Here is a 26,620-nt window from a genome sequence, read left to right on the forward strand (position 1 = left end):
AATGGACTACCTGATTCGTACGGGAATGGACCGTGCCAGCATGCCACCGCCCGGTTGACGCTGGATATATGACCGTGACGACGCCACTCCAGCCCACAGCCCGCACCTCACTGCGTCGCTCCAAGGAGCGCGCTGCCACCGATCGCTCGGCGCTGCACGACGTCCTGTCCGCGGGCATGTTCTGCCACCTGGGCGTCGTGGTGGACGGGGATCCGCTCGTGCTGCCGACGGCGTACGGCGTGGACCTGGACCGCGGGCCGGACGGGACGCTGTACCTGCACGGCTCCGTCGCCGCTCGCAGCGTGGTCGCTGCCCCGCAGCAGACCATCTGCGTCACGGTCACGCACACCGACGGCCTGGTGCTGGCCCGCTCCGCCTTCCACCACTCGGTGAACTACCGGTCCGCCGTCATCTTCGGCGTACCCCGCATCGTCACCGACCCCGACGAGAAGCTGCACGGCCTCAACCGCATCGTCGACCACCTGGTCCCCGGCCGCTCCACCGCGGTCCGCCCACCGAACCGCAAGGAGCTGGCGAAGACGTCGGTCCTGGCCCTCGAGCTGACCGAGGCCTCGGTGAAGACGCGCACCGGCGAGGCCAACGACGAACCCGGGGACCAGGACCTTCCCTACTGGACCGGCGTACTCCCCCTCCGGGTAGTCGCCGACGAGCCGGTCACCAACTCCGACTGCGACCTTCTGGTGCCGGCCCACGTCCGCACTCGGGCCAATCAACTCGGCGCGCCGTCCTAGGCCACGGTGCCCTTGTTGTAGTTCTTCTGGGCCCAGAAGTAGCCGACCACCGCGATGGCGAAGCACCAGGCCAGCGCGACCCATCCTTCACCGGTGTCGGTCGGCGTGCCGATCAGGAGGTGCCGCAGGGTCTCGATGATCGGCGTGAAGGGCTGGTACTCCGCGAACCAGCGCAGGCCCTTCGGCATCGCGTCCAGCGGAATGAAGGTCGTGCTCAGGAACGGGAACAGCAGGTTCAGCGGCAGGACGATGTTGCTCGCGCCCTCCGGCGTCTTGCTGACCAGGCCGAGCGCGACGGCCAGCCAGGTGAACGCGAACGTGAGCGCGACCAGCAGCCCGATCACCAGCAACCAGTCGCCGAACGACGCGTTCGGCCGGAAGCCGATGGCCAGCGCGAAGCCGAGCACCAGCGCCAGGCTGGCGAGGATCTGCAGCATGCTGCCGAGCACGGCCCCGGTCAGCACCGCCGGCCGGAACATCGACATCGTCCGGAACCGGGCCACGATGCCTTCGGTCATGTCGGTGCAGACCGCGATCGCTGGGCCCATCGTCCCCGAGGTCACCGTGAGCAGCAGGATCCCGGGGATCAGATAGTCGATGTAGTCGAAGCCGGCGCCGCCGAGCCCGGCCTTGAACGTCTTGCCGAACACGACACCGAACAGCAGCAGCATGATCACCGGCATCGCCAGCGTCCCGATCGAGACGCCTGGGTAGCGCTGGGCGTGCCGCAGGTTGCGGCGCAGCATGGTGTTGATGTCGGCCATCGGGTGCACAGTCGTCGTACTCATTTGGTGGTCACTTCCTCGTGCTGCGTGGGCTGACCGGTGACGGCGAAGAAGACGTCGTCCAGGTCGGGGGTGTGGACAGTGAGCTCGTCGACCTCGAGCGAGGCGTCGTCGATCCGGGCCAGCAGGGCGCGCAGCGAGTGCACGCTGCCGTCGTTCGGCACCTGCAGGACCAGCGACTCGAGATCCGGTACGGCGTCCGGCAGCACCTTGCCGGCGAGGGCGAACTCGTCCGGCGAGGTGAACCGCAGCCGGATGTGGCCGCCGGGCACGAGCCGCTTGAGCTCCTCCGGCGTACCCTGCGCGACCAGCTTCCCGTGGTCGAGCACGGCGATCCGGTCGGCCAGCTGGTCGGCTTCCTCGAGGTACTGCGTGGTGAGCAGGACCGTGACGCCACCGGCGACCAGCTCGCGGATCATCGTCCACATGCTGTGCCGGCTGCGCGGGTCGAGACCCGTGGTCGGCTCGTCGAGGAAGATGATCGACGGCCGTCCGACCAGCGTCATGGCCAGGTCGAGGCGGCGCTTCATGCCGCCGGAGTACGTCATCGCCAGCTTGCCGCCGGCCGCTTCCAGGTCGAACTGCGCCAGCAGCTCGTCCGCGCGCTCGCGGCCCGCGGTCCGGCCGAGGTGGTGCAGGTCGGCCATCATGATCAGGTTCTCCCGGCCGGTGAGCAGGCCGTCAACCGCGGAGAACTGGCCGGTCACGCCGATCGCGGCGCGGACGGCCTCTGGGTCCTGGTGCAGGTCGTGGCCGGCCACGCGGATCGTGCCGGCGTCGGCCGCGATCAGGGTGGACAGGATCTGCACCGCGGTGGTCTTGCCGGCCCCGTTCGGGCCGAGCAGGGCAAAGATGGTGCCTTCGGCAACGTTCAGGTCGATGCCGTCGAGCACGAGTTTGGCGCCGTACGACTTGCGCAGGCCGCCGACGTCTATTGCTGCAGACATGAGAGGTCCTCTCTTCGGGCAGGGTGAACCGACCCAGGTGGGTTCACGGTGTGTGGCAGGAGGATTTGGGCGTGCTCGCCCACCCGGCCGGCCCTGAGCGGGCCGCCGGTGCGTGGACTTGGGTGTTAGCTAGATGTCGAGGTCCTCGACCGCCGGTTGGTGGGCGGCCTCCTCGACCAGGACGTAGAGGTCTTCGGGCACCAGTGCGCGCAGCTCCTCGACCGTGTCGACGACGGTCAGCGTCTGCTCACCCTGGGCCATGCTCCAGGACTGGTCGGAGCTCCAGTTGCCGACCCAGGAGCGCCAGCCGGTCAGGTAGCGCTCGTCGTCGGCGCCGACGTTGTACTGGCTGCGCCGGTCGGCGTGCAGCACGAACTTGCCGGTCCGGCTGCGGTAGACCTTGAACGCTTCGTACCCGGTGCTGCTCGACCGGCCGCCCTCGGCGATCAGTACGCCGGAGAACCGCTGCTTGCGGCCGGTCCCCCGGCCGACCCGCACGGTGATCTCGTCGTACCCCTCCAGCCGGCCCTCTTCCATCTCGACGTACTTGCGCAGCGCGACCGAGATCGCCGAGGACAGGTTCCCGGCCAGCTCCTGCGCCCGCTTGTACAACGGCAGGTCGTCGTCGGACACGTAGATCGTCTTGTTCGGCATCGCTCTCTCCTCCTACGTAGAACTATACGCAGACCTCTACGCAGGTGTCTACATATATCTCTACGTAGGTCAGGAGCGGATGGTGAACGGTGTGGAAACCACTCGCCTCAAACCTGGGTTATCCACAGATTCGCGCCACTTTCAGTCACTTTCCGTGGAAAAGCCCCGCCACACCTGTGCACAACCCCCACCAAACGGTGTGCACACCTGGGGAAACGACTGTGGATAACTACGTCGGCCAGGGCGGGAGCAGAGGCGCCAGCCGCGCCAGTTGCTCCGCCGACAGCCAGGACGGGTTCGAGCCCTGCGGTATCCGCTGCACCTCGAGATCGGTGATCCCGGCCGCGACCAGATCCTCCGCCGGGACGGGCTCTGCCAGCAGCGGCAGCTTCAGCTGCACCCTGACTTCGTGGCCGTTGCCGTCCACGGGAGCGATGACCCGGCCGAGGCCCCAGATACCCCGAGCCACCCGACGGCCGTTGCCGGAGACCCACAGCACGACCTTGTCCTCAGGAGTCATCAGCTCCGACCGGTAGCCGGGTACGACGCACCACGACTCGACCACCTTCCCGCCCTGCTTGATCCACCGGGCGACGGGTGACCCGGACTCGGGATTCGCCTTGAGCAGCCACGCCCCGAGGTTGTCCCGCGTGATGCTGCGACTCACCGGGCGCCGCGGCTGTGGATAACTGTTAGACCCACTGGGTGGAGACGACGAAGCCGAGGGCGATCAGGCCCATGCCGATCAGGAGGTTCCAGTTGCCGAGGTCGTCCATCACCGGGATGTCCTGGCCGGCGACGTAGAAGACGACCAGCCAGGCGAGGCCAAGGAGCCAGCACGCCAGCATCAGCGGCGCCACCCAGACGCGGCTGGTGGTGCGCGGCCGCTTCGGCGTCTTCTCCACCTTGACCTTCTCGGTCTTCTTCTTGTTACGACTGCTCGACTCGGGCACGACTGAACTCCTTGTAAGGACGCCATAAGCTGACCGTCGAGGACCTGTACGGGTCCGGTCTCGCGTTAGCGTAGTGCAGAGGGCAACAGGGAGATCACGGGTGCGGAGATTCAGGCGTATTTCGTTGTGGCGCGCGGGTGCACCGCTGGCGCTGCTGTGCGCCGGACTGCTGTTCGCGACCAGTGCCACCAACGCCCGTGGCACGGACCTGCGGCCCAGCCGTAACACTACGCTCGCGGGTCTCGTGGAGGAACAGAGCCGCCGCAGTGCCGGCCTGGTCCGTCAGCACGCCGCACTGACCCAGGACATCGAGCGGCTGCAGGCACAGCAGGGCTCGATCGACCCAAAGCTCGCCAAGCAGCTCCAGGACCTGTCCGACGCGGTCGGCACCACACCGGTCAACGGACCGGGCCTGACCGTCACACTCAAGGACGCCCCGTCCGAGGTGGTCAAGGAGAACCCGGACGTCGACGCGGACTGGCTGGTCATCCACCAGCAGGACATCCAGGCGGTCGTCAACGCGCTCTGGGCCGGCGGTGCGGACGCGATCTCGATCCAGAACCACCGGGTGATCTCCACGACCGGCATCAAGTGCGTCGGCAACTCCGTCGTCCTGCACGGCGTCCCGTACCTGCCGCCGTACAAGATCACCGCGATCGGCGACCGGCGGAAGCTGCAGCAGGCGCTGGACGACTCGAAGTACATCGAGAACCTGCAGGACTACGTCGTGAAGTTCCAGCTCGGATACGACGTGAAGAACGAATCCGCGATCTCCATGCCGGCGTACGAGGGCACCCTGGACCTCGAGAGCGCCACCGTGCCGGGCTACCCGCACACCCCCTCCGCCAGCCCGACGGCCTCCGGGAGATAGCTGTCACAATGGTCCGCATGCCGCGGATCCTTGTCGTCGACAACTACGACTCCTTCGTCTACAACCTGGTGCAGTACCTGCAGCAACTGCAGGCCGACACCACCGTGCTGCGCAACGACGAGGTCACTCCCGACCAGGCCGGTGAGTACGACGGCGTCCTGCTGTCCCCCGGTCCCGGTACGCCAGAAGAGGCCGGCGCGTGCGTGGACATCGTCCGCGAGCAAGGCGGCAGTACGCCGATCTTCGGTGTCTGCCTCGGCCTGCAGGCGATCGGCGTCGCGTACGGCGGCGTGGTAGGGCGCGCCGACGAGCTCCTGCACGGGAAGACCAGCCAAGTGTTCCACGAGGGCGCCGGCGTACTCGCCGGACTGCCGTCGCCGTTCACCGCGACCCGGTACCACTCGCTGGCGATCAGGCAGGACTCCGTCCCGGACGAGCTGCAGGTCACCGCCCGCACCGAGGCCGGCGTGATCATGGCGGCTCGGCACCGGGACCTGCCGGTCGAGGGCGTGCAGTTCCACCCCGAGTCGGTGCTCACCGAGGGCGGCCACCGGATGCTGGCCAACTGGCTCGCGATCTGCGGCGACCCGGACGCGGTCGCCCGCTCGGCCGGCCTGGCCCCGGTCGTCAGCTGACGCCCGCTGGACCAACGAAAATCCCCCCGGAGCGAGCCGCTCCGGGGGGATTTCGCGTTCAAAGCCGATCGCGTTCTCAGCCGATCGTGATCTTCGGCGTCGGGTCGGTCGTCGGCGGGGTGTCCGAGTTGGTCGGGTTGGTCGGCGGCGGCGAGTCCTGCTGCTTGTTGACCGTGAGCGTGATCAGCGAGCCCTTCGGCGCCTTCGTCCCGGCCTTGAGGCTCTGCTGGAGCACCTGCCCGTCGGCCGCGTTCGGGTCGTTCCCGAACACGTACCCGACCCGGAAGCCGGCCTGCTCCAGCGTGAGCTTCGCGTCGTCGTACGACTGGGTGACCACGTTCGGCACGTCGACGTTGCTCTTGCCGCTGGAGATGGTCAGCGTGAACTCCTGACCCGACGGGTACTGCCCGCCCGGGTCCGGGCTCACCGACAGCACGGTGCCCTTCTTCTCGTCGCTGTCCTGCTCGACCGACTTGTCCTTGACCTTGAACTGGCCCTTGGCGTCCTCGAGCGCCTTGCGCGCCTTGGACTCCGACATCCCGATCACGTCCGGCACCGAGAACGCGGTCTGGCCGGACGAGACCACGACCGTGACTGTGGACCCCTCGTCCGCCTGCGTGCCGCCCTGCGGCGTCTGCCGGATGATCGATCCCCGGCCGACGGTGTCGCTCTTCTCGCTGGACGACGCGACCTTCAGGTTCTTGGCGGTGAGCAGCGTGGTCGCCTCGGTCAGCGACTTGCCGGTCACGTCGGGTACGTCGACCTTCGCCGGCGCCGACGTGGTCGGGCCGCCCCCGGCGCCCTTGTTGTCGTTGCCGAGGTTCGTGAACAGCGCGTACGCGCCGACCGCGATCGCCACGATGGCGAGACCGAGCAGGAAGTACGCGAGGCCACGGTTGCGCCGCCCGCGCGGGTCCTCCTCGAGGTCGTCACCACCCGGCGGGAGCAGGTCGTCCCCGCCGGTCTGCCGGAACGCCTGGGTCGCCGCGACCGGCGCGACCGTCGTCGGAGCCATCGCCCGGGTCTCCGCGACCGCCGCCATCGGCGCGGTCACCTGCTGGCCGGCCAGCACCCGGTGGATGTCGGCCCGCATCTCGGACGCGCTCTGGTACCGCTCCTCGCGGCTCTTCGCCAGTGCCTTCAGTACGACGGCGTCGACCTCCGGCGGAATGTCCGGGTCGAACGACGACGGCGGCAGCGGCTGTTCCCGGACGTGCTGGTAGGCCACCGACACCGGCGACTCACCCACGAAGGGCGGCCGGCCGGTGAGCAGTTCGTACAGCAGGCAGCCGGTCGAGTACAGGTCGGAACGCGCGTCCACGGTCTCGCCGCGGGCCTGCTCGGGCGACAGGTACTGCGCCGTACCGATGACGGCCGCGGTCTGGGTCATCGTGGAGGACGTGTCGGCGACCGCGCGGGCGATCCCGAAGTCCATCACCTTGACCTGGCCCTGCGGGGTCAGCATCACGTTCCCGGGCTTGATGTCGCGGTGCACGATGCCGGCCCGGTGGCTGTAGTCGAGCGCCTCGAGCACGCCGGAGGTGATCTCCAGGGCGCGCTCGGGCATGATCTTGCGGCCCTCGCGGATCAGGTCGCGGAGCGTCTTGCCGGTGACGAGCTCCATCACGATGTACGGGATGGTGACGCCGGAGCCGTTCGGGTCGGGCTCCTCGCCGGTGTCGTAGACCGAGACGATCGTCGGGTGGTTGAGCGACGCGGCCGACTGGGCCTCGCGCCGGAACCGGGCCTGGAAGGTGGCGTCACTGGCCAGGTCGACCCGCAGCCGTTTGATCGCGACCGCCCGGCCGAGCCGGTTGTCCACGCCCCGGCGGACGTCGGCCATGCCGCCGCGGCCGAGCGGTTCGCCTTCTTCGTACCGGCCGCCGACGAGACGTGCCTGCGATGTCATGACTCAGCCTTCCAACCTGTCTGCGGTAGACAAAAACACACTCAACTTGCCCACGGTAGCGGCCGCCACACGTGGATCCCCGTTGGAAAGACGCGCTGTGACGGCATCATTCCGTATCGTGCTCATTGGTTCAGCACCGCCTCCATCACCTTCTTGGCGATCGGGGCGGCGAGCTTTCCGCCGGCGATGTCGTCCCGGGCCACGTCGGCCTTCTCGACCAGCACCGCGACCGCGATCTTCGGGTCGTCGGCCGGCGCGAACGCGGTGAACCAGGCGAACGGCGGGCGGTCCTTCGAGGTCTGCGCCGTACCGGTCTTGCCGGCCACCTGGATGCCGTCGATCCGGCCCGGCTTGCCGGTGCCGTTGTTGACCACGTTGACCATCATCGCGTTCAGCTGGGCGGCGACCTCCGGGGTGACGGCCTGGTGCAAGGTCTCCGGCTTGGTCTCGGTGACGGTCTTCAGGTCCGGGGTCTTCACGTTCTGCACCAGGTAGGGCTTCATCACCTCGCCCTTGTTCGCGATGCCGGCGGCCACCATCGCCATCTGCAGCGGCGTGGCCCGGACGTCGAACTGGCCGATCGCGGACTGCGCGGTCTGCGGCTCGTTCGGGTCCCCGGGGAACTGGCTGGTCGCGACGCTCGGCAGCTCGGCCAGCGGCCGCGCACCGAAGCCGAACTTGGCGGCCTGCTCGCGCAGCGCGTCCGGGCCGAGGGCGAGACCGACCGAGCCGAACGCGGTGTTGCAGGACCACTGCAGCGCGACCGTGAGCGTCGCGTTGTTGCTGCCACCGCAGTTCTTGTGGTCCTCGTTCACCAGCGGCACGGTCGTCTGTGGCAGCACCAGCTCGGCCGGCGAGTTGGTCTTGGTCTCCGGCGTGTACTTACCGCTGGACAGTGCGGCTGCCGCGGTGACCAGCTTGAACGTCGAGCCCGGCGGGTAGAGCTCCTGGGCCGCGCGGTTCGACAGCGGCCGGTCCGCGTCCTTGGTCAGGTCGTCCCAGGCGGCGGCGGCCTTCTTCAGGTCGTGCGAGGCGAGCCGGTTCGGGTCGTACGACGGCGTCGTCGCCATCGCCAGGATCCGGCCGGTCTTCGGCTCGATCGCCACCACCGCACCGGTCTGCTTGCCGAGCCCGGAGTACGCCGCCTGCTGGGCCGCCGCGTTCAGCGTCAGCGTCACGCTGCCGCCCTGCTGCGGCCGGTTGCTGATCACGTCGATCATCCGGCGGAACGCCATCGACGGGTCCGAGCCGTTCAGCTCGGAGTTCATCGTCAGCTCGATCCCGCCGCGGCCGAAGACGTAGGCGTAGTACCCGGTGACCGGTGCGTAGACCGGGCCGGAGGCGTACGTGCGCTGGTACTTGTACGAGTCGTTGGACGGCTTGCTCTGGGCGACCGGCGTACTGCCGATCAGGATCGGGCCGCGGTTGACCGAGAACTGCGAGTCGCGGACCCGCTTGTTGTCGTTGCGGCCGTTGATCTCGTTCGACCGGAACGCCTGCAGGTACGTCGAGTTCGCCATCAGCGCGAGCATCAGGATGATCGCTGCCACGGCCAGTCGTCGGATCGCTGAGTTCACTGCTTCTGCACCGCCATCGCGATCGTTTCGTCGGACACGGGAGCGGCCGGGGTCTGCGGCCGCCGGGCCTGGTCGCTGATCCGGAGCAGCAGCGCGATGATCGCCCAGTTCGCGACCAGCGACGTACCACCGAGCGCCATGAACGGCGTGGCCAGACCGGTCAGCGGGATCAGGCCGGTGACGCCACCGACGATCACGAAGACCTGCAGCGCGAACGACATCGCCAGGCCGGTCGCCATCAGCTTGCCGAAGATGTCCCGGCAGCCGAGCGCCGCCCGCAGGCCGCGCTCGACGATCAGCGTGTAGATCAGGATGATCGCGATCAGGCCGGTCAGGCCGAGCTCCTCGGCCATCGAGGAGATGATCATGTCGCTGTTCGCGTACAGCGTGAGCTCCGGGTGACCCTGGCCCAGGCCGCGGCCGAGGACACCGCCCCAGGACTGGCCCATCAGCCCGAGCTTGACCTGGCCACCGTCGATCGCCCACGGGTCCAGCCAGTCGGTCACCCGGCGGTGCACGTGCCCGAAGGTCTGGTAGGCGAAGTACGCACCGCCGGCGAACAGCAGGCCACCGATGATCAGCCAGCCGGCCCGCTCGGTGGAGACGTACAACAGGAACAGGAAGAGGCCGAAGAACAGCAGCGAGGAGCCGAGGTCGCTCTCGAAGACCAGGACACCCAGGCTGGCCAGCCAGGCGATCAGGATCGGCCCGAGGTCGCGGGCGCGCGGCAGGTCCAGGCCGAGGAACCGGCGGCCGGCCAGGGTCAGGACGTCGCGCTTCACGACCAGGTAGCCGGCGAAGAAGATGACCAGGCAGACCTTGGCGAACTCGCCGGGCTGGAACGACATCCCGGCGACGCGGATCCAGATCGGGGCGCCGTTGACGTTCGCGCCGATGCCCGGCACGAGCGGCAGCACCAGCAGGACCAGACCGGTCAGGCCCAGGGTGTAGGTGAAGGCCTGCAGCCGCCGGTGGTCGCGGACCACGATGATGACGGCGAGGAACAGCACGACGCCGACCGCGGTCCAGGTGATCTGCTGCGGCGCGAACGGGACGCCCTTGGTCCGGCCGATCTCGGTCAGCCCGAGGTCGATCCGGTGGATCATCGCGACGCCCAGGCCGTTCAGCAGCACGGCGCACGGCAGGATCACCGGGTCCGCGTACGGCGCCCGGAACCGCAGCGCCAGGTGCGCGATCAACGCGAGCAGGCCGATGCCGGCGGCGTACAGGCCGGTGCTGGCCGGGACGCCGTCCTGGGCGGTGATGCCGATGTTCACGTAGGCACCGACCGAGACCGCGACCGCGATCGCGAGCAGCAGCGCCTCCACCCCACGCCGGGTCCGCGGGATGATCTGGATGACGGAGGTCGACGCGATGCTCATCGGACGCCGTCACAGTCGTCGGGGTCCACGGGGGTGCTAGGCGTGGTCGACGGTGTGGTCGACACCGGTGTCGTCCGCGGCGGGGTGGTGACCGGTGGCTTGGACACCGGCGGCTTCGAGACGGGCGGCGTACTGGGCTTCGGTGTCGGCGGCTTCGGGGTGGGCGTGGGCTTGGTCTTCGCCGCGCACTCGTCGGCGGTGCGCTGCAGCTCGCTGACGATCGACCGGGCACCGGCCAGGTTGTCCGCCTGGATGTTGCCCTCGACCTGCTCGCGGCTGTACGTCGGCAGCTTGTTCACCTGCAGGTTCTGGCGCTCGAACACCCTCGACAACGTCAGACCGGGGATGTCCGCCTCCACACCTTTGAAGATCGCCACGTTGTCGCCGTCGGTGCCGACGTAGTACTGCTTCTGGGTCCAGCTGTAGGTGAACCAGCCGCCGCCACCGATCAGCGCGAGGATGATCACCACGACGGCGATCCGCCGCAGCCAGGGGAACCGCTTCGGAGCCCGTGGCGCGTAGCGCAGCTCCTCCGGGTCCAGCGGACCCCCATGACCGCCACCGCTCATACCGTCGCCGCCGACGCGGATCGCCGTTGTCGGCTCACCGCGGCCGGTGCTGCCCTGCGCGAGCTCGGCGGCGGCACCGACGAGCTGCGGGGACGCACCACTCGCGGGCGGCGTCTCGACCACGTCGGCGACGACGCAGGTGACGTTGTCGTTGGAGCCGGCCTCCAGCGCGTGCGTGATCAGCTCCACGACGACGGAGTCCGGCGTACCGCCCGCCATCGAGGCGGCGATGACCTCGTCGCTGACGTAGTCGGGCAGGCCGTCGCTGCACAGCATCAACCGGTCGCCGGCCTGGACGTCCAGGATCTGCAGGTCCGGGTCGGAGTCCGGGCGGCCGTCGAGCACCCGGAGGATCAGGTTGCGGTGCGGGTGGGTGAAGGCCTCCTCCTGGGAGATCCGGCCCTCGTCCACCAGCGACTGCACGAAGGTGTGGTCGTGGCTGAGCTGGTAGAGCAGCCCGTCCCGCATCCGGTACGCACGGGAGTCGCCGAGGTGCGCCAGCCCGAGCTGCTGCCCGTCGAACATCAGCGCGGTGACGGTCGAGCCCATGCCTTCGCGCTCGGGGTCCTCCTCGACCAGCTCGGACAGCCGCTCGTTGGCCCGGTGCACTGCGCCGGCCAGCGCCTCGATCATGTCCTCGCCGCCGATCTCGGCGGTGTCCAGCCGCCGGATCACCTGGACGGCCGCCGCGCTGGCCACCTCACCGGCTGCCGCGCCGCCCATTCCGTCGGCGAGCAGCAGCAGGTGCGGACCGGCGTACGCCGAGTCCTCGTTGTTGCGGCGCACCCGTCCGACGTCGGACAGTGCGGCGTAGTCGAGCGACAGGGTCATCGAGGCAGGCCTACTTCGCGATGTTCAGCGTGGTCCGGCCGATCCGGATCGAACCACCGATCTCGGCCGGCACCGGGCGGGTCACCCGCTGACCGTCAAGGTACGTGCCGTTGGTGGAGCCGAGGTCCTCGACCCACCACTGGCCTTCGGAGTGGAAGACCCGGGCGTGCCGGGTGGAGGAGTAGTCGTCGTCGAGGCGGATCTGGCAGTCCGAGCCGCGGCCGATGATCACCGGTTCCTCGACCAGGGTCGCACCGACGCCGGCCTGCGGGCCGTCCGCGATCGTCACCGATCCGGGCAGGCCCTTGCGCTTCTTCACGGGCTTGGCGGCCTTCGGTGTACGCGCCGCGGCGGGCACGGCCGGGGCCGCCGCGCGGGCGTCCACCTTCGCGCCGAACAGGTCGGACCTGATCACGGAGAGCACCGCGAGGACGAACATCCACAACAGGGCCAGGAACCCCAGTTTGATCAGGGTCAGGGTCAGTTCCGACATGGAAGGTCAGTCACCACCCGCTGCTCGGCGGCTGGGCCATCGGCTCGTCCGCGAGACGCAGCGTCATGGTCGTGTTGCCGATCCGGACCGTCGACCCGTCGACCAGCTCGGCCTCGGTGCTGCGCCGGCCGTTCACGAGCGTGCCGTTGGTGGAGCCGAGGTCGACCAGCACCACGCGGATGCCATCGGGGCCCTCCGGCATCAGCCGGATCTCCGCGTGCCGACGGGACACCCCGGGGTCGTTGATCTGGATGTCCGCGTCGGTACCGCGGCCGAGCACCACGCCGGGCGGGTTGACCGGGCGGCGCCGGCCGTTGACCTCGAGCATCACCTGCGGGTGACCGCGGCGCGGGGGCGGCTGGTGCGGTGCGGGGTCGTACGGCGGTGCGCTCTGCACGACCGGCTCGTTCGGCGGCACGTAGGGCTCCTGCTGGTAGGGCTGCTGTTCGGGCTGCTGGTAGGACGGTCGCCGTTGCGGCGTACCGACCGTGGCACTGACCACCCGGAACTTACCGGTCGGCAGGTCGTCCTGCTGGGTCAGCTCGATGTCGATCGGCCCGGAGAACGTGTACCGCTGGATGTCGGCGTGGTCGCGCAGCTCGTTGGCGAGCTCGTGGTTGAGGGTCCGGCCGTACGCGTTCAGGCGTTCGAAGTCGTCCGGGCCCAGCTCGATGGTGAAGTGGTTCGGCACCAGCCGGCGATCCCTGGAGAGGATGCGCGCGGTGTTGTCGATCTCACGCTTGAGCGCCGCCGCGAGCTCGATCGGCTCGACGTCACCCTTGAAAGCGCGCGCGAAGACACCGCTCACAATGCCTTCCAGACGTCGCTCGAAGCGCTGCAGCGGTCGCACGCCTCCTCCTCCACGGTCGGTACGCCTCAGGTCGTCCCCCGGTCGTGGCGGACACACCAGGTACGACGATCGATCGTATCGGTCGGTTCGACCCAACCGGCAATGTGAAGCACCGGGACAACCCGTGCTACTGTTCCTTCTCGTCGCGACGACAGCGTAATCCAGGTCGAAACGACAGCGCGCGGGTGGCGGAATAGGCAGACGCGCACGGTTCAGGTCCGTGTGCCCGAAAGGGCGTGGGGGTTCAACTCCCCCCTCGCGCACACCAAGCAGACAGTCCCGGTCGATGCGACCGGGACTTCGTGCTTTCCAGGGGCGTGTCGACCCTCACACGGTCGTGTGGTCGCGGGAGCGGGGGTCTTGGACTGCTCGGGTGCGGTAGATGGTGCCTTTGCGGGCGGTGGCTCGCCAGGGGCGGGCTTGGGTGAGGGGGACGGTGAAGGTGGGGTCTTCGCGGTCGATGGTGGCGATGGTGAGGCCGGCGGGGCCGGTGACCTGGCTGGTGTAGGTGCCGGTGGGGGTGATCAGGCCGGACGGCATCAGGTCGGCGGTCTGGGCGGGGAGCGACATCGCGACCCAGTAGCAGTTGATCGCGGCGTACGCGCGGGCCTTCAGCTCGAAGATCGGGTCCACCGGGTACGCCGACAGCAGCAGGCACTCGACGCCGAGCTGCTCGTACTGCGTGAACAGGTGCGGGAAGTTGATCTCCACGCAGATCGCCGTGCCGAACCGGTACCCGTCGACGTCGAACACGACCGGGTCGAAGCCGGGCGTGTAGAAGTGGGTGATCTCGGTGTGCGAGCAGAAGCGCTTGTCGTACCGGTCGACGAGCTCGCCGGCGTCCGAGATCACGTAGAGGCTGTTGTGCGGCCGGTGTGGTGGCGTGAGCGGGTGCGCGGAACCGAGCACGACCCAGATCCGCAGCTCGGCGGCGAGCTTCTGGATCCGCTCGAGCTCGGTGCGCACCACCGGCCAGTCGACCTGCGACCAGTCGGCGACCTGCTCCTTCGCGTACCCGGTCAGCATCCCTTCCGGAAACTGCACCAGCCGGGCCCGTGCGGCGGCCGCCTTCCGCATCGCCGCGCGCACTGTCTTCCCGTTGACCCGTGCGTCCGCACTGATCTCCGGCTGGGCAATACCGATCCGGATCCCCGTCATCGCCCTACTGTCGCACCGACCGCCGACAGATCCCGGGATTCCGGCCTGGGCGAACTGGTTGTCCACGACAACTACTGTTAGGAACCTTGGTAGGCAGAGTCCTTGCGCATCTCATCTCCTCCTTCGGACCGTTGCAGCATCGCTCGGCGGTCTTGACCGCCACCTTGTGCCAGCCTTGAATCCGCAGGTCGGCGCGGTGGAGGCAGCGATGGAGTACGGCGTACTGGGCGAGCTCGAGCCAGTCCGGCTGGGGCACCTGCGGCAGCGGCTCGTGCTCGCGGTGCTGCTGGTCGAGCTCGGCCGCCCGGTGACCGCGGACCAGCTGATCGACCGGGTGTGGGGCGAGCAGCCGCCGCAGCGCGCCCGCGAGACCTTGTACGCGTATCTGTCCCGGTTGCGCGGCGTCGTCGGTGACGAGCTGTCCCGCCAGTCCGGCGGCTACGTCCTGCGCGCCGACCCGGAGTCCGTCGACCTCCACCGCTTCCGCCGGCTCGTTGCTGCGGCCCGCGATTCGGAGTCGGCCGCGTTGTTCGAGGAGGCGCTCGGGCTGTGGCGGGGCGAGCCGTTCGCCGGAGCCGACACCCCGTGGTTCAACCAGCAGCGCAGCCGCCTGGAGGCCGAGCGCCTCGCCGCGGAGCTCGACCTGACCGACCTGCACCTCAGGTACGGCGAGGCCCAGCTGCCGGTACTGCGTTCGCGCGCGCAGACGCACCCGCTCGACGAACGGGTCGCCGGCCAGCTGATCCTCGCCCTGCACCGCTCCGGCCAGACCTCCGCCGGACTGGCGGAGTACGACCGCATCCGGCGCGCACTCATCGACGAGCTGGCCATCGAGCCGTCCGCGCGGCTGCAGCAACTGCAGCGCGAGCTGCTGACGACCGATGAGGTTCGCGCACCGGTCCCCCGGCAGCTGCCGGCCGCACCGCCGAGATTCGTCGGTCGTGAACCGGCGCTGAAGCTGCTCACTGCGGCTCTCGCCACCGAGGAGTCGACGATCGCGATCTCCGCCGTCGGTGGCGTCGGTGGGATCGGCAAGACCGCTCTGGCACTGCACTGGGCACACCGGAATCTGGACCGCTTTCCCGACGGGCAGCTGTTCGTGGAGCTGAACGGGTTCGACCCCACCCAGCCCCCGATGCCCGCCGAGCGAGCCATCGGCGTCCTGCTGCAGGCACTCGGCGCAGAGCAGGTCCCGTCCGACCCACAGGCCCGCGTCGGCCTCTACCGGACGATGCTGGCCGACAAGCGGCTGCTACTGATCCTCGACAACGCCAGCGACACGGCACAGGTCGCTCCGCTACTCCCTGGGACATCCGGGTGCACGGTGATCATCACCAGCCGCAACCGGCTCGGCGGACTGCTCACCCGGCACGGCGCAGTACCGCTCGATCTCGAAGTACTCGAGCCAGACGACGCATGCGAGTTGCTGCGCAGTCAGATCGGCGCGGAGCGCGCTGCGTCCGAGGTGGAGGCGTTCGGCGAGCTGCTTGCTCACTGTGCGGGGCTGCCGCTCGCACTCGCGATCGTCGCGGCCCGGGTGGCAGGGCGGCCCGACCTACCGCTGTCGGTGCTGGCGGATGAGCTGAGGGACGCGGAGGCGCGGCTTGACGCCTTCGACGCCGGCGAGGCTGACACAGGGCTCCGTGCGGTGTTCGACTGCTCCTACCGCGCACTGGATCCGGAGGCGGCCAGGCTGCTCGCCCTGCTCGCGCACGCGCCTGGTGCAGACATCAGTACGGCGTCCGCCGCAGAGCTAATCGGCTCGAACCCACGCACCGCCCTCCGTCGACTGGAAGACGCCAGCCTCCTTCTGCAGCACGTCCCCGGCCGCTACTGCCTCCACGACCTGGTCCGCCTCTACGCCTGTGAGCAGGAGGTCGACGAACAGGCACTGTGGCGCCTGGCCGACTACTACCGCCAGGGCGCGATCGAGGCAGACCGGGTCCTGGTTCCAGACCGCACGCCGGTAACCCAGGAGCGGACCAGTCCGGTCGGCTTGCAGTCAGTCACCGCGGCGACGGAGTGGCTGGACGCCGAGGCGGACAACCTGCTGGCAACCCAGCGCCTTGCGGCCGACCGTGGTTGGTACGACATCGTCTGGCAGATCCCCTGGGCGCTGGTGCCCTACCAGACCCGTCGCGCCCAGGACGAGGTGGCAGCGGAGATGTGGGACCGCGCGCTGACCGTCGTTCCGAACCTCGGCGACCTGGTAGCCCGCGTCTACGTGCACCGCTTCTACGGCCGCAGCCGGGCACACATCGGCCGTCATGACGAAGCCCTGGAGCATCTGGAGCTGGCGCTCGGCTACGCGGAGCGCAGCGGTCAGCAGCCGCAGCGCGCTGCGGTCCTGCAGAGCCTGACGACCGCGAACATCGACCGCGAGGACTACGAGCGCGCCCTCGAGTACGGCCTCGCGCAGCTGGAGCTCTACAAGACGTTCGACACCCCGTCGTGGCTGGCCGACGCGTACGGCGTCGTCGCCTGGATCTACACCAGCCTCGGCCGCTACGACGAAGCCCGATCGGCCGGCCTGGCGTCCCTGGAGCTCAACAGCCGGATCGACAACACCGAGGGCGAGGCCGACACCCTCGACACGCTCAGCCTCGCCGCCCTGCAGACCGGCCACTTCGACGAGGCCGTGACCAGGCTCGAGCAGGCCCTCCACATTTATCGTCAGGTGGGTAACCAGCGCCACGAAGCCAACTCGCTCGACCGGCTCGGAGATGCGCATCATGCCTTGGGCCATGCGGACGAGGCGCGGGCCGCCTGGTCCGCCGCGCTGACGCTGTACGCCGCTCAGCGCCGTACCGAGCCGGCCGCGGCTGTCCGGGACAAGCTGGACGGACGCGAGCTGGGTGTGTCCAGGGCGCACTGAGCGGAGCCCTAGGGCGGGCTTACCTGCTGCCGCGCGAGGAAGCGCGCTCCGGGTGCGCCGATCGCGGCAGCCGCAGGGTAGGCGCGCCGCGGTGGCGAGCGGTCGGACGGGCAGTCGGACGGGCGGTCGGGCGGTCGGGCGGGCGGGCGCGCAGCATCCAGACAGCAACGGCGGCCGCGGCGAACAGGCCGGTGACGCCGGCATAGTCGGTCAGACTCATCATTCGTACTTCTCTCCATGGGCGGGCTGCTCGGCGGCGGCGAGTTCCGCGACTGCTGACCGGAAAGTGACGGGGCTTCAGCGATCCCGTGATGGCCGAACGGTGCCGTGGCAGTTCTGTGCCGCATCGAAACGACTCGCTTCCGCGTCATGAACCCTGCTTAGGTGGGGTGCATGCAGGAGGGGATGTTGCTCGACGCGCGCGAAGAGCAGGCCTACCGGCTGCTCGTGGGGCTGTCGGCGGCGCGTGCGGCGGAGCTGGCCGAGGTCGCCGAGCTGGGGCAACAGGAGACCGAGGAGGTGCTCCAGCGGCTGCAGGCCAAGGGCCTGGTGACGGTCCAGCCGGCCGACGAACCGGTGTTCCGGCCGTTGCCGCCGGACGTTGCCCTCGGCACCACGCTGCTGCGGAGGCAGGAGTCGCTCGAGGCGGCCCGGAAGACGGTCGCGTCGCTGAGCGAGGAGTTCCGCGCCAGCGCGAGCCGGCGGGACGCGCACCACCTGGTCGAGGTGATCGTCGGCGCGACCACGCTCCGCGAGCGCCTCCGCGACCTGCAGAACTCGGCCCGCGAGGAGATCCTCTGGTTCTGCCGCGCGAATCCACTCGCGATGCAGGGCGCCGAGAACACCGAGGAGTACGGCGCTCTGTCGCGGGGCGTCCGGTACCGCGCGATCTACGAGCGCGCGCTGATCGAGACGCCCGGCGAGCTCGACTCGATCGCCGAAGGCGTCAGCTGGGGCGAGGAGGCCCGGGTCCTCCCGACCCTGCCGGTCCGGCTCGCGATCGTGGACCGGGCGACTGCCATCTGTCCGCTGGTCCGGGACGACGACATGAGCGTCGGCGAACCGACCGCGGCCATCATCGGCCGCGGGCAGCTGCTCGACGCACTGCTCGCCCTCTTCGAGAGCCACTGGGAGGCGGCGACGCCGGTCCGCCTCCACCACCAGCAGACCGACAGCGACGAGCCGGAGGCGCTGGACGACTCCGAGCGGCTGCTGCTCTCGATGCTGGTGGCCGGCGTACCGGACAAGTCGATCGCTACCCAGCTGGGCATCAGCCGCCGGACCGTCCAGCGCCGCCTGGACCGGATGATGGCCCTGGCCGGCGTGGACACCCGGACCGGCCTGGCCTACCAAGCCGCCAAACGCAGCTGGATCTGACCAGGCCGGTCGCGCAACCTACCGCACGCCGTACGCGCGGATGACGGTCTGGGTGATGCTGCCGCGGCTACCGGATGCGGTGACCTTCAGCGAGACGGTGTCGTGAGGGTTGGGCACTACAGCGAGGTAGTGGCCGAGTGCGCCGATCACCAGGAGCTTTCGCCAGGTCTTGCCCTCGTCGTAGGAGGCCCAGGCCTGCAGTGCGGTTGCTCGGGGCGACTCGAGGCCCACGGTGTGGGTGCGGGCGTTGACGCGGCCGGTCAGGTCGACCGGGACCTTGTAGGACAGCTGCTGGAGGGACAGCGGTGTGGCCTTGTCGTCGGACTGCTTGGCCGAGCGGAACTGCCAGGACGTCTCGGTGCGGGTCCCCCACGACCACTCCTCCGGGTCGTCGCGTTCGGTCGTGAGGTCCAGGCGGTACGCCGCGTCCGGGCTGGAGGTGATGACGTCCTCCCACGCGTCCGGGAGCTCCGCGATGACCTGCCCGTCCCGGGACAGGGTCGCCGTGGACGACGTGGTCTCGCCGACCGTGTAGTGGCCGGCCGCGTCGACGAAGCTCGGAATACGGAGCGACAGCCGGTCGCCGGTGCGGGTGGACTGGATGCCCGGTGCGACAGCCGGCCGGACGACCGGGCCGAACCAGGTCTCGTCCGACGTACCGGTGCGGTACGACCGGGGCGGTGAGGTCATACCGCCGGCCAGCGGGTTCATGTCGTCCCAGGTGTAGAGGTGGTGGACCCGGTGCTGCCAGAGCGAGTCACCTGAGGTCACCCATTCCTCGCGGACCTTGGGCGTCTCTACGAAGCGCTGGGCGTCGTTCCACGAGTACTGCTGCCACGGGCGCCAGCCGAACCGCTGCTCCTTGGCCCAGTTGAAGCCACCGTTGTCGGCGTACCGCGTGGTCACCCGCTGGCTGTTGGCCGCGGTGACCCTGTAGTCGATCTTCTTCGGGATGGCTCCGGTCGAGACCTGCTGTACGTCGTACAGGTAGGGGCTGGAGGTGGTCAGGGTGAGGTCGATGGTCGCCTTGGTCCTACGAGCGCGGTCGATGAGCTTCTGGCCGTCCTTGCTGGTGGTGACCATGGCCGGGATCGGTTCGCGGTCGCCGGTCGGGCGCCAGACCGTCCAGGCGGAGAAGTCCGGCGGGCGGACCAGGATGATGCCCGCGGCACCGGCCTGAGCCGCTGCGGCGATCTGCGCCTCTTCGTCGTCGGCGGCCATCACCACGACAGCGCCGCGCACGCCCTTGAGCGACGGATCGGAGTACACGAGCGGGAAGCGTCGTTTACCTTCAAACGACGGAGATTGGTGCAGCAGGTTGATGTCGAGTGGGCCGGTGATACCGGGGATCGATGCCTGGACCAGCGGGGCGACGAGTTGCCAGCGGGAGGAGAACTCGAAGGAGCCGTCGCGCACCGGCTGGGTCGGGGTCACGTTGACCTGCTTGACCGTGCTGAAGTGCATCACGCCGTGGCTGATCGAGCGGCCGTTCGGGTACTCGCGGTGCACGTAGTAGCTCAGCACCGCCTGCTGCTCGGCCGGCTTCGGCGTCTCGATCGTGATCGGGACCGCCTTGCGAGCGTCGACCACGATCTCGGTGTCCTTGCTGACCACGACGTTCGGGTCGGTGAACAGGCTGACCTGCTCGTTCTGCGGGTCGTTGTTCTCGACCAGCGAGTGCAGCAGGTACGTGCCCTCTTCCACCTCGGCGGTGTACGACGACCCGTCGTTCGGGAGCCACGCCAGTACGTCGGAGCGCGAGTTGTCGCCGTACAGCGAGATCACGGGGACGCCGGTGGGCTTGCCGTCCAGGCCGACGGCGCGCAGCGTGACCTTGTGCTTCGGTCCGGATCGCAGTGCGCCGACTGCGGTGTGCGTGACGACGCCGTCGGGACCGGTGGCAACGACCCAGCCGCTGTACTGGCCGCGGCCGAGCTTGGCCGAGTCGAGCTTCACCGGGACGTCCGCAGTGCCCTGAGCTGGGACGGTGACGGTCGCGGGGACGCTGAAGCCATCGAGTTCCGGCTTGCCGTCGTCCAGGTTAGTCACGGCAACGGACAGGCTCAGCGTGACAGGTGCGCCTGACTCGTTCCGGTAGGTGATGGTCCGGGTGCCGGAGTCAGCCGTCTGCAGACCGAAGTCAGCGACACCGGTGGCGAACACCTTCTGTGCGACCGCGCGGGTCAGGTCAACGCGACCTGCGCCCTGCTGGTAAACGGTCTGCTGTGGCTGCGTCTTCCCGGTGCTGACCAGGGCGTTCTTGAGCTGGTCTGCCTTCCAGTCCGGGTGCTGCTGCGCGAGCAGCGCGGCCGCGCCGGCCACGTGCGGCGTGGCCATCGACGTACCCGAGGCGGCGGTGTAAAGGTCGTCGACCGGGTCGCCCATGATCGTGCCGGCCGCGCGGGCAGCGATGATGCCGACGCCCGGTGCGGTGATCTCCGGCTTGAGGCCGGCGTCGCCGAGGCGCGGTCCGCGGCTGGAGAAGTCCGCGAGCTGGTCGTTGCGGTCCACGGCCCCGACGGTCAGCGCGGAGGCCGCGGCGCCCGGCGTACCGACGGTCTCATCGGCGCCTTCGTTGCCAGCAGCAACGACGAAGAGGGTGCCGGTCCGGGCGGTGATGTCGTTCACTGCCTGGCTGAGTGGGTCGGTGCCGTCGGCCGCCTCGCCGCCGAGGCTCATGTTGACGACCTTCGCGCCCTCGGCTGCCGCCCACTCCATGCCGGCGATGATCCACGAGTCGTACCCGAAGCCGTCGTCGCCGAGTACCTTCCCGACCAGCAGGTCGGCCTTCGGCGCCACGCCTTTCCGGGTGCCGCCGGCGCCCGCGCCGGTCCCGGCGATGGTCGCGGCGACGTGCGTGCCGTGGCCGAAATGGTCCTGGGGACCGGTCGGGCTGCCGGAGAAGTCCTCGCTCTCCTTGACTTTGCCGACCAGGTCCGGGTGGTTCGCGTCGACCCCGGTGTCGAGGACGGCGACCTCCACGCCGGAGCCCTCGTACCCGGCCTTCCACGCGTCCGGCGCACCGATCTGCGGCACGCTCTTGTCGAGCACCGGCTTGACCTTGCCGTCGAGCCAGATCTTCGTGACGCCGCTGTTCAGCGCCCGGGCGCCGGCACTCGGCCGGAGCGATTTCCACAAGGCCGGCAGCTGATCCTTGGCCGCGTCGACGGCACGGCCGCCGATCGACGGCAGCTGGCGAGTGGTCGTCGTACCGGCGAGGCTCTCGGCGCCGCGGAAACCGGGGCTGTCCTTGACGATGAGCGGGAGCTGCCGGGCGGCGGAGTCGCCGTACCCGTCGGCGATCAGCTCGTCGACGTCGAACAGGTCCGCGTCCAGGACGCCGGTCGAGATATACGGGACGGCGTCGCTCGGCAGCACCCGGAGCCCGCCGTCGGCCTCGACGGTGTGGAACGCGATGCCTTCGCGGCCGGGTGCCGGGGTGACCGTGGCGGCCTTCTTGCCGCCGCCGGCGTCGGTCACCTGGACGACGTCACCGGTGATCAGCGTGACGGTCGAGCTGTTGATCGGCGTCGCGCCGGCCGGGATGGCGGCGCGGGCCGGGATCGCCGGCACGGCGCCGAGGGCAAGCGCCGCCGCGGTGGTGATCGCGGCGACGCGTCGGGAGGAGGACATAGGCGGATCTCCTTCGAGAGGTTGGGGGCAGGCTCACCTCTGCTTTGGACCGAGTTTGCAATCCGGTCACGGGAATGCGCCCTGTCCATCACTGCCGTCCCTGTGACATGGCGCAACCACGCCAACCCCGGCACGATCTCCTCATGACCGCACAGCAGCTGGTACGCCGGTGGGCCTGGTTGGGCACGTTCCTCGTCGGCGGGGGGCTGTATATCGCCGTGCTGGCCGTGCTGACCGACACCGGGAACCCGAATCTGTTCCCGACGATGATCCTGCTCGGTGCGCTCGTCGTACCGCTGACGTTCGTGACGTTCGCGGCCGGGCGGTCCGGGCGGTGGTTGATCGACGGGCCGACGCTCGGCGGCTGCCTGCTGTTCGGTGGCGTGGTCGGGGTCGTGGTGGCCGGCCTGCTCGAGTACGACGCGATGCGGCGGCTCGGGACGCTGCCGATGGTCGGGGTCGGGGTGATCGAGGAGGCGGCCAAGCTCGTCGTACCGGCGATCCTGGTGGTGTTCTTCGGCCACCGGTACCGGACGTCGATCGGCCGCGGGATGATCATCGGCGTTGCGGTCGGAACCGGCTTCGCGGTGCTCGAGACGATGGGGTACGCGTTCGTCGCCCTGCTGCAGTCGGGTGGCAACGTCGGCGCGGCCGAGCAGACCCTGTTCATCCGCGGGCTGCTGTCCCCGGCCGGGCACGCCGCCTGGACCGGGCTGAGCTGCTGGGGACTATGGCGGTTCGTCATCGCACCGACCGGCAAGCACTTCGCGGGCTTCCTCGGCATGTACGCGCTGGCCGTCGCGCTGCACACCGCCTGGGACGGGATCGGCGGGCGGGTGACGTACGCCGTCGTCGGCGCGATCTCGATCGGTCTGCTGCTGTACGGGCTGAAGCGGGCACAGTTGACCGACGTACCGGTGCGAGTCTAGACAAACTGTCCAATCTGGACTTATCGTCCAGTCGTGAAGGCTGAACAGTTGGCGCCGATCGGTGCTGCCCTTGCGCGGCTGCTGTCGCCGCACGCGGAGGTCGTGCTGCACGATTCGGCGACCGACGAGATCGCCGCGATCTGGAACCCGTTGTCCGGTCGCGAGCCGGGCGACCCCTCGCTGCTGGGCGAGCTCGACGAGCTGGTCGCGACCGACGACGGGGTCTACGGGCCGTACCCGAAGACGCTCTCGGACGGGCGGCGGCTCTCGAGTGTCAGCGCGGTGATCCGCGACGACGACGGGCGGCCGGCGTACGTGCTGTGCGTGAACGTGGACCGGACCGCGTTCGAGGAGGCGAGCAGGTTGCTGGCCGCGTTCGCAGCACCGGTGGTCGGACAGCCGCGGGTGCTGTTCGAGCACGACTGGTCGGAGCAGCTGAACGAGCTCGTCGCGGCGTACGTCCGGGAGCGCGGGGTCCCGGTCGACCGGCTGACGAAGGCCGACCGGCTCGAACTGCTCGGTCGGCTCGACGCGGCCGGCGTGCTCAGCCAACGGCGGTCGGTGCCGGCCGTCGCCCGGGCGCTGCGGATCTCCCGCTCGGCGCTGTACCAGCTGCTCGGCCAAGCCCGGAAGGAACCGCATGGCGACCTTGCCTGATTTCCGCCTCGAAACGTACTTCGCGCGCTGGGAGTTCAGCGCCCGCTACCACCTGACCGCCTCGGACGCCCAAACCCTGCCGATGTCCGAGCTGCTGGCAATGGCGGACGACGACGGCCGCGAGCGCTGGGAGTCGCTGACACTGGGCTACACCGAGACTCGCGGCCTGCCGGCTCTGCGCGAGGCAATCGCGTCGACCTATCAGAACGCGGAGCCCGACGACATCCTGTGCTTCGCCGGCGCCGAAGAAGCCATCTACCTGGCCATGCGCACGCTGCTGGAGCCCACCGACCACGCAGTAGTCCTGACCCCCAACTACCAGGCAGCAGAAACCATCCCGCTGTCGGTGTGTGACGTCACGGGGGTACCACTGCGACCCGAAGCCGGTTGGGCCCTCGACGGCGACACAGTGGAGGCCGCTCTCAGACCGAACACCCGCGTCGTCTCGGTCAACTTCCCCAACAACCCCAGCGGCGCACTCCCCGCCCCCGAAGCCTGGCAACGGTTGGTGGACCTGTGCGACGAGCGCGGCATCATCCTGTTCTCCGACGAGGTGTACCGCGGCCTCGAGGCCGATCCGTTGCCTCAAGCAACAGATCTGTCGGGTACGGCGATCTCGCTCAACGTGATGTCGAAGGCGTACGGGCTGCCCGGCCTGCGGATCGGCTGGATCGCCTGCCGGGACCGGACCGTGCTGGACCGGGTGGAACGGGCGAAGCACTACACGACGATCTGCAACGCGGGGCCGAGCGAGGTACTCGCGTTGATCGCGCTGCGGGCCCGGGGCCGGATCCTGGAGCGGAATCGAGGGATCATCGCCGACAACTTGCCGCTGTTCGAGGAGTTCTTCGGGCGGTTTCCCGAGCTCTTCGAGTTCAGTAAGCCGGACGGCGGGTGCGTGGCGTATCCGCGGTATCTCGGGGCCGACGGCGTCGAGGCGATGTGTGCGGACCTGGTCCAGGACGCGGGCGTGTTGTTGCTGCCGGCCAGCATCTACTCGTCGGAGCTGACCGCGACGCCGACGGACCGGTTCCGGGTCGGGATCGGGCGGTCCGGGCCGGCGGAGGCGTTGGAGGTGTGGGCCGAGTGGCTGGCGAAGCGATGAGGGTGGTCGGTCTCGACGAGATCGCGCGCGTGGCGACGTACGACGTGGTGTTCGAGGCCGTGCGGACTGCGTTGGTGGCGCACGCGGAGGGGCGGACCGCGGTGCCGGCGCCGATGGTGCTCGACTTCCCGGACGGTGACTGCCATGTGAAGGCGGGGTACGTCGAGGGTTCGCCGTACTTCACGGTGAAGACGGGCAGCACGATCGCCGGAGTGAACAACGGGGTGATGCTGGTGGTGTCGGCGAGCTTTGGTGCGCCGGCCGCGGTCTTGCTGGATGAGGGAAAGCTGACTGCTTGGCGGACCGCGGCGGCGGGGGCGTTGATCACGGATGCGATGACACCTCGCGCCGTGGATGAGGTCACGGTGCTGGGGACCGGAGAGCAGGCGTACTTGCAGGTGCTGTGGTTGCGGGAGTTACGAAGGTTGACGCGAGTGCGGGTCTGGGGACGTAGACCCAATGCTGTGGAGAAGTTGTGCGCGGAGTTCGAAGCTGCGGGGCTGGAGGCTGTGGGGATCGGGCCGGGGGCGGAAGGTGACGGGGCCGGGCGGGGTGGGGGTGCGGCGTGCGTGATCGCGACTACGGCTGCGCGGGATGCCCTTCCGCTGGAGCTGTTCAGGGACGCCGTGCACGTGACGGGGATCGGGACCGATATGCCGGGGAAGGGTGAGCTGCCGGTGGAGGTGTTCGTGGGGGCTGTGGTGGCGACCGACGATCACGGGCAGTGTCTCGATCACGGGGACTTCGGGAACGCGGTGCGGGCCGGGGTGGTTGCGGACGACGTGGACCTGGCGGTGGGCGCAGTACTGCGTGACGGTGTCGACCGGGAGCTGCGCTCGGTGGCCGATCTGACCGGGATCGGCGCTGCGGACGCCGCGGTCGCCGGCGCGGTGGTCAGTCGGGGAACGTCAGCCGCGTCGTGATCCGGTAGCGATCGCCGCGGTACAGCGACCGGGTGTACTCGATCACGGCATGGTCCGCATTACGCGTGGTCCGCTCGAACAGCAACGCCGGCGAGTGCAGCGGTACGCCGAGCAGTTCGGACTCCTCCGCATCCGTCACCGTCGGCTCCGTCGTCTGTACGGCGTCCCGCGGCGGTACGCCGTACCGCGAGCGGAGCAGGCCGTAGAACGAGCCGGTCTCGAAGTCGCGACCGGTGATCCCGGGCACGAAGACCGCGGGCACGCGGATGTGCTCGATGCACATCGGGGCGTCGTCGACGATTCGCAGCCGGACCGCTGCGACGACCCGATCGCCGGGTGAGACCTCCATCCGCCGCCCGAGCCGCGCACCAGCCGGCTCGACCGCGAAGCTGATCAACCGGCTCTGCCACGGCGGGCCGTCGACCCGCGGCGCCTCGAACTCACCGGCCGGTGTCGCCTCGAGCTGTTGATGGACCCGAGTGGTAAACGTGCCGCGCCCATGCTCCCGGGTGATCAGACCGTCCCGGGCGAGGTCGTCGAGCGCCGCCCGCAACGTCGGCCGGGAGACGCCGAGCGACTCGCTCAGGCTGCGCTCGGAGGGCAGCGGCTCGCCCGGGTTGCGCAGCTGGATCAGCTGCCGCAGGCGATCTCGGGCATCGGCTCTCCGCATGACCGAACTTTACCAGTGGCCTTGACTTTACCAATTGGATAACCCAGTCTGCGAGGTGAGAGACCGCCCCCGAGACACAAGGTGT

General features: G+C 69.4%; 24 protein-coding genes and 1 tRNA gene. 10 read left to right on the forward strand and 15 right to left on the reverse strand.

The features are described 5' to 3' along the window. The first annotated feature begins 68 nt into the window (after window positions 1-68). Window positions 69-752: a pyridoxamine 5'-phosphate oxidase family protein gene (locus tag AB0E69_RS32795; protein ID WP_360155079.1), complete on the forward strand. Its 684-nt coding sequence runs from the start codon at window positions 69-71 to the stop codon at window positions 750-752. On the opposite strand, the gene AB0E69_RS32800 is transcribed toward AB0E69_RS32795, so the two are convergent. From AB0E69_RS32800 to AB0E69_RS32820, 5 genes are all read right to left on the reverse strand, one after another. Further along, entirely contained in the window at window positions 749-1,540 is a 792-nt protein-coding gene (locus AB0E69_RS32800) for an ABC transporter permease (RefSeq protein WP_360155082.1), read from the reverse strand. The genes AB0E69_RS32795 and AB0E69_RS32800 overlap by 4 nt on opposite strands. Next, complete coding sequence (locus tag AB0E69_RS32805; RefSeq protein ID WP_360155085.1) at window positions 1,537-2,484, reverse strand: ATP-binding cassette domain-containing protein; 948 nt, start codon at window positions 2,482-2,484, stop codon at window positions 1,537-1,539. Before AB0E69_RS32805 ends, AB0E69_RS32800 begins: the two co-directional genes overlap by 4 nt. Before the next feature lie 129 nt (window positions 2,485-2,613). Then, window positions 2,614-3,138, reverse strand: a complete 525-nt coding sequence (locus AB0E69_RS32810; protein WP_360155088.1) for an EXLDI protein — start codon at window positions 3,136-3,138, stop codon at window positions 2,614-2,616. A 229-nt stretch (window positions 3,139-3,367) separates the two neighbouring features. Then, window positions 3,368-3,805 carry a hypothetical protein gene (locus tag AB0E69_RS32815; RefSeq protein WP_360155091.1) on the reverse strand — a complete coding sequence of 146 codons (438 nt, stop codon included), beginning with the start codon at window positions 3,803-3,805 and terminating at the stop codon, window positions 3,368-3,370. Window positions 3,806-3,830: 25 nt separating this feature from the next. Continuing rightward, window positions 3,831-4,091: a cell division protein CrgA gene (locus AB0E69_RS32820; protein ID WP_360155094.1), complete on the reverse strand. Its 261-nt coding sequence runs from the start codon at window positions 4,089-4,091 to the stop codon at window positions 3,831-3,833. 100 nt (window positions 4,092-4,191) lie between these two features. On the opposite strand from AB0E69_RS32820, the gene AB0E69_RS32825 reads away from it, so the two are divergent. After that, window positions 4,192-4,962 carry a DUF881 domain-containing protein gene (locus AB0E69_RS32825; RefSeq protein ID WP_360155097.1) on the forward strand — a complete coding sequence of 257 codons (771 nt, stop codon included), beginning with the start codon at window positions 4,192-4,194 and terminating at the stop codon, window positions 4,960-4,962. A 17-nt stretch (window positions 4,963-4,979) separates the two neighbouring features. Next, window positions 4,980-5,597 carry an aminodeoxychorismate/anthranilate synthase component II gene (locus AB0E69_RS32830; RefSeq protein ID WP_360155100.1) on the forward strand — a complete coding sequence of 206 codons (618 nt, stop codon included), beginning with the start codon at window positions 4,980-4,982 and terminating at the stop codon, window positions 5,595-5,597. 76 nt (window positions 5,598-5,673) lie between these two features. Here AB0E69_RS32830 and pknB read toward each other — a convergent pair whose 3' ends face one another. The 6 genes from pknB to AB0E69_RS32860 form a co-directional block, all read right to left on the reverse strand. Continuing rightward, the gene (pknB, locus tag AB0E69_RS32835; protein WP_360155103.1) at window positions 5,674-7,506 is read right to left on the reverse strand and encodes a Stk1 family PASTA domain-containing Ser/Thr kinase; all 1,833 of its coding nucleotides are present in this window, start codon (window positions 7,504-7,506) and stop codon (window positions 5,674-5,676) included. Window positions 7,507-7,628: 122 nt separating this feature from the next. After that, entirely contained in the window at window positions 7,629-9,083 is a 1,455-nt protein-coding gene (locus tag AB0E69_RS32840; RefSeq protein WP_360155105.1) for a penicillin-binding transpeptidase domain-containing protein, read from the reverse strand. After that, window positions 9,080-10,465 carry an FtsW/RodA/SpoVE family cell cycle protein gene (locus AB0E69_RS32845; protein ID WP_360155108.1) on the reverse strand — a complete coding sequence of 462 codons (1,386 nt, stop codon included), beginning with the start codon at window positions 10,463-10,465 and terminating at the stop codon, window positions 9,080-9,082. Before AB0E69_RS32845 ends, AB0E69_RS32840 begins: the two co-directional genes overlap by 4 nt. After that, the gene (locus AB0E69_RS32850; RefSeq protein WP_360155111.1) at window positions 10,462-11,865 is read right to left on the reverse strand and encodes a protein phosphatase 2C domain-containing protein; all 1,404 of its coding nucleotides are present in this window, start codon (window positions 11,863-11,865) and stop codon (window positions 10,462-10,464) included. The genes AB0E69_RS32845 and AB0E69_RS32850 overlap by 4 nt, the downstream gene beginning before the upstream one ends. A gap of 10 nt (window positions 11,866-11,875) precedes the next feature. Next, window positions 11,876-12,358, reverse strand: coding sequence for an FHA domain-containing protein (locus tag AB0E69_RS32855; RefSeq protein ID WP_360155114.1), 483 nt, complete (start codon window positions 12,356-12,358; stop codon window positions 11,876-11,878). A 10-nt stretch (window positions 12,359-12,368) separates the two neighbouring features. Continuing rightward, window positions 12,369-13,208 carry a DUF3662 and FHA domain-containing protein gene (locus tag AB0E69_RS32860; RefSeq protein WP_360155117.1) on the reverse strand — a complete coding sequence of 280 codons (840 nt, stop codon included), beginning with the start codon at window positions 13,206-13,208 and terminating at the stop codon, window positions 12,369-12,371. 179 nt (window positions 13,209-13,387) lie between these two features. Here AB0E69_RS32860 and AB0E69_RS32865 point away from each other — a divergent pair. Beyond that, window positions 13,388-13,471: transfer RNA gene (locus tag AB0E69_RS32865), tRNA-Leu, on the forward strand. 64 nt (window positions 13,472-13,535) lie between these two features. On the opposite strand, the gene AB0E69_RS32870 is transcribed toward AB0E69_RS32865, so the two are convergent. Then, window positions 13,536-14,366 carry a carbon-nitrogen hydrolase family protein gene (locus AB0E69_RS32870; protein ID WP_360155120.1) on the reverse strand — a complete coding sequence of 277 codons (831 nt, stop codon included), beginning with the start codon at window positions 14,364-14,366 and terminating at the stop codon, window positions 13,536-13,538. Between the two features lie 175 nt (window positions 14,367-14,541). Here AB0E69_RS32870 and AB0E69_RS32875 point away from each other — a divergent pair, with 175 nt between their 5' ends. Continuing rightward, entirely contained in the window at window positions 14,542-17,241 is a 2,700-nt protein-coding gene (locus AB0E69_RS32875; RefSeq protein WP_360155123.1) for a BTAD domain-containing putative transcriptional regulator, read from the forward strand. A 19-nt stretch (window positions 17,242-17,260) separates the two neighbouring features. Here AB0E69_RS32875 and AB0E69_RS32880 read toward each other — a convergent pair whose 3' ends face one another. Next, on the reverse strand, window positions 17,261-17,461 hold the full coding sequence (locus AB0E69_RS32880; protein WP_360155126.1) for a hypothetical protein: 201 nt from the start codon (window positions 17,459-17,461) through the stop codon (window positions 17,261-17,263). Between the two features lie 173 nt (window positions 17,462-17,634). Between AB0E69_RS32880 and AB0E69_RS32885 the strand changes: the two genes are divergently transcribed. Then, a complete protein-coding gene (locus AB0E69_RS32885; RefSeq protein WP_360155129.1) occupies window positions 17,635-18,618 on the forward strand; it encodes a helix-turn-helix domain-containing protein in 984 nt (327 codons plus the stop codon). A gap of 18 nt (window positions 18,619-18,636) precedes the next feature. Here the strand turns inward: AB0E69_RS32885 and AB0E69_RS32890 are convergent, their stop codons facing one another. Next, window positions 18,637-22,251 carry a S8 family serine peptidase gene (locus AB0E69_RS32890; protein WP_360155132.1) on the reverse strand — a complete coding sequence of 1,205 codons (3,615 nt, stop codon included), beginning with the start codon at window positions 22,249-22,251 and terminating at the stop codon, window positions 18,637-18,639. 143 nt (window positions 22,252-22,394) lie between these two features. On the opposite strand from AB0E69_RS32890, the gene AB0E69_RS32895 reads away from it, so the two are divergent. The 4 genes from AB0E69_RS32895 to AB0E69_RS32910 are packed head-to-tail and all read left to right on the forward strand — an operon-like array spanning window position 22,395 to window position 25,865. Then, the gene (locus AB0E69_RS32895; protein ID WP_360155135.1) at window positions 22,395-23,180 is read left to right on the forward strand and encodes a PrsW family intramembrane metalloprotease; all 786 of its coding nucleotides are present in this window, start codon (window positions 22,395-22,397) and stop codon (window positions 23,178-23,180) included. A gap of 33 nt (window positions 23,181-23,213) precedes the next feature. Next, window positions 23,214-23,837, forward strand: a complete 624-nt coding sequence (locus AB0E69_RS32900; RefSeq protein WP_360155138.1) for a PAS domain-containing protein — start codon at window positions 23,214-23,216, stop codon at window positions 23,835-23,837. Then, complete coding sequence (locus AB0E69_RS32905) at window positions 23,821-24,942, forward strand: aminotransferase class I/II-fold pyridoxal phosphate-dependent enzyme (protein WP_360155141.1); 1,122 nt, start codon at window positions 23,821-23,823, stop codon at window positions 24,940-24,942. Before AB0E69_RS32900 ends, AB0E69_RS32905 begins: the two co-directional genes overlap by 17 nt. Further along, window positions 24,939-25,865: a hypothetical protein gene (locus AB0E69_RS32910; protein ID WP_360155144.1), complete on the forward strand. Its 927-nt coding sequence runs from the start codon at window positions 24,939-24,941 to the stop codon at window positions 25,863-25,865. Before AB0E69_RS32905 ends, AB0E69_RS32910 begins: the two co-directional genes overlap by 4 nt. Here AB0E69_RS32910 and AB0E69_RS32915 read toward each other — a convergent pair. Next, on the reverse strand, window positions 25,837-26,535 hold the full coding sequence (locus AB0E69_RS32915; RefSeq protein ID WP_360155147.1) for a GntR family transcriptional regulator: 699 nt from the start codon (window positions 26,533-26,535) through the stop codon (window positions 25,837-25,839). The genes AB0E69_RS32910 and AB0E69_RS32915 overlap by 29 nt on opposite strands. Window positions 26,536-26,620: the final 85 nt, after the last annotated feature.

Origin of the sequence: Kribbella sp. NPDC026611, assembly GCF_040638345.1 — a bacterium.
Lineage (GTDB): Bacteria > Actinomycetota > Actinomycetes > Propionibacteriales > Kribbellaceae > Kribbella.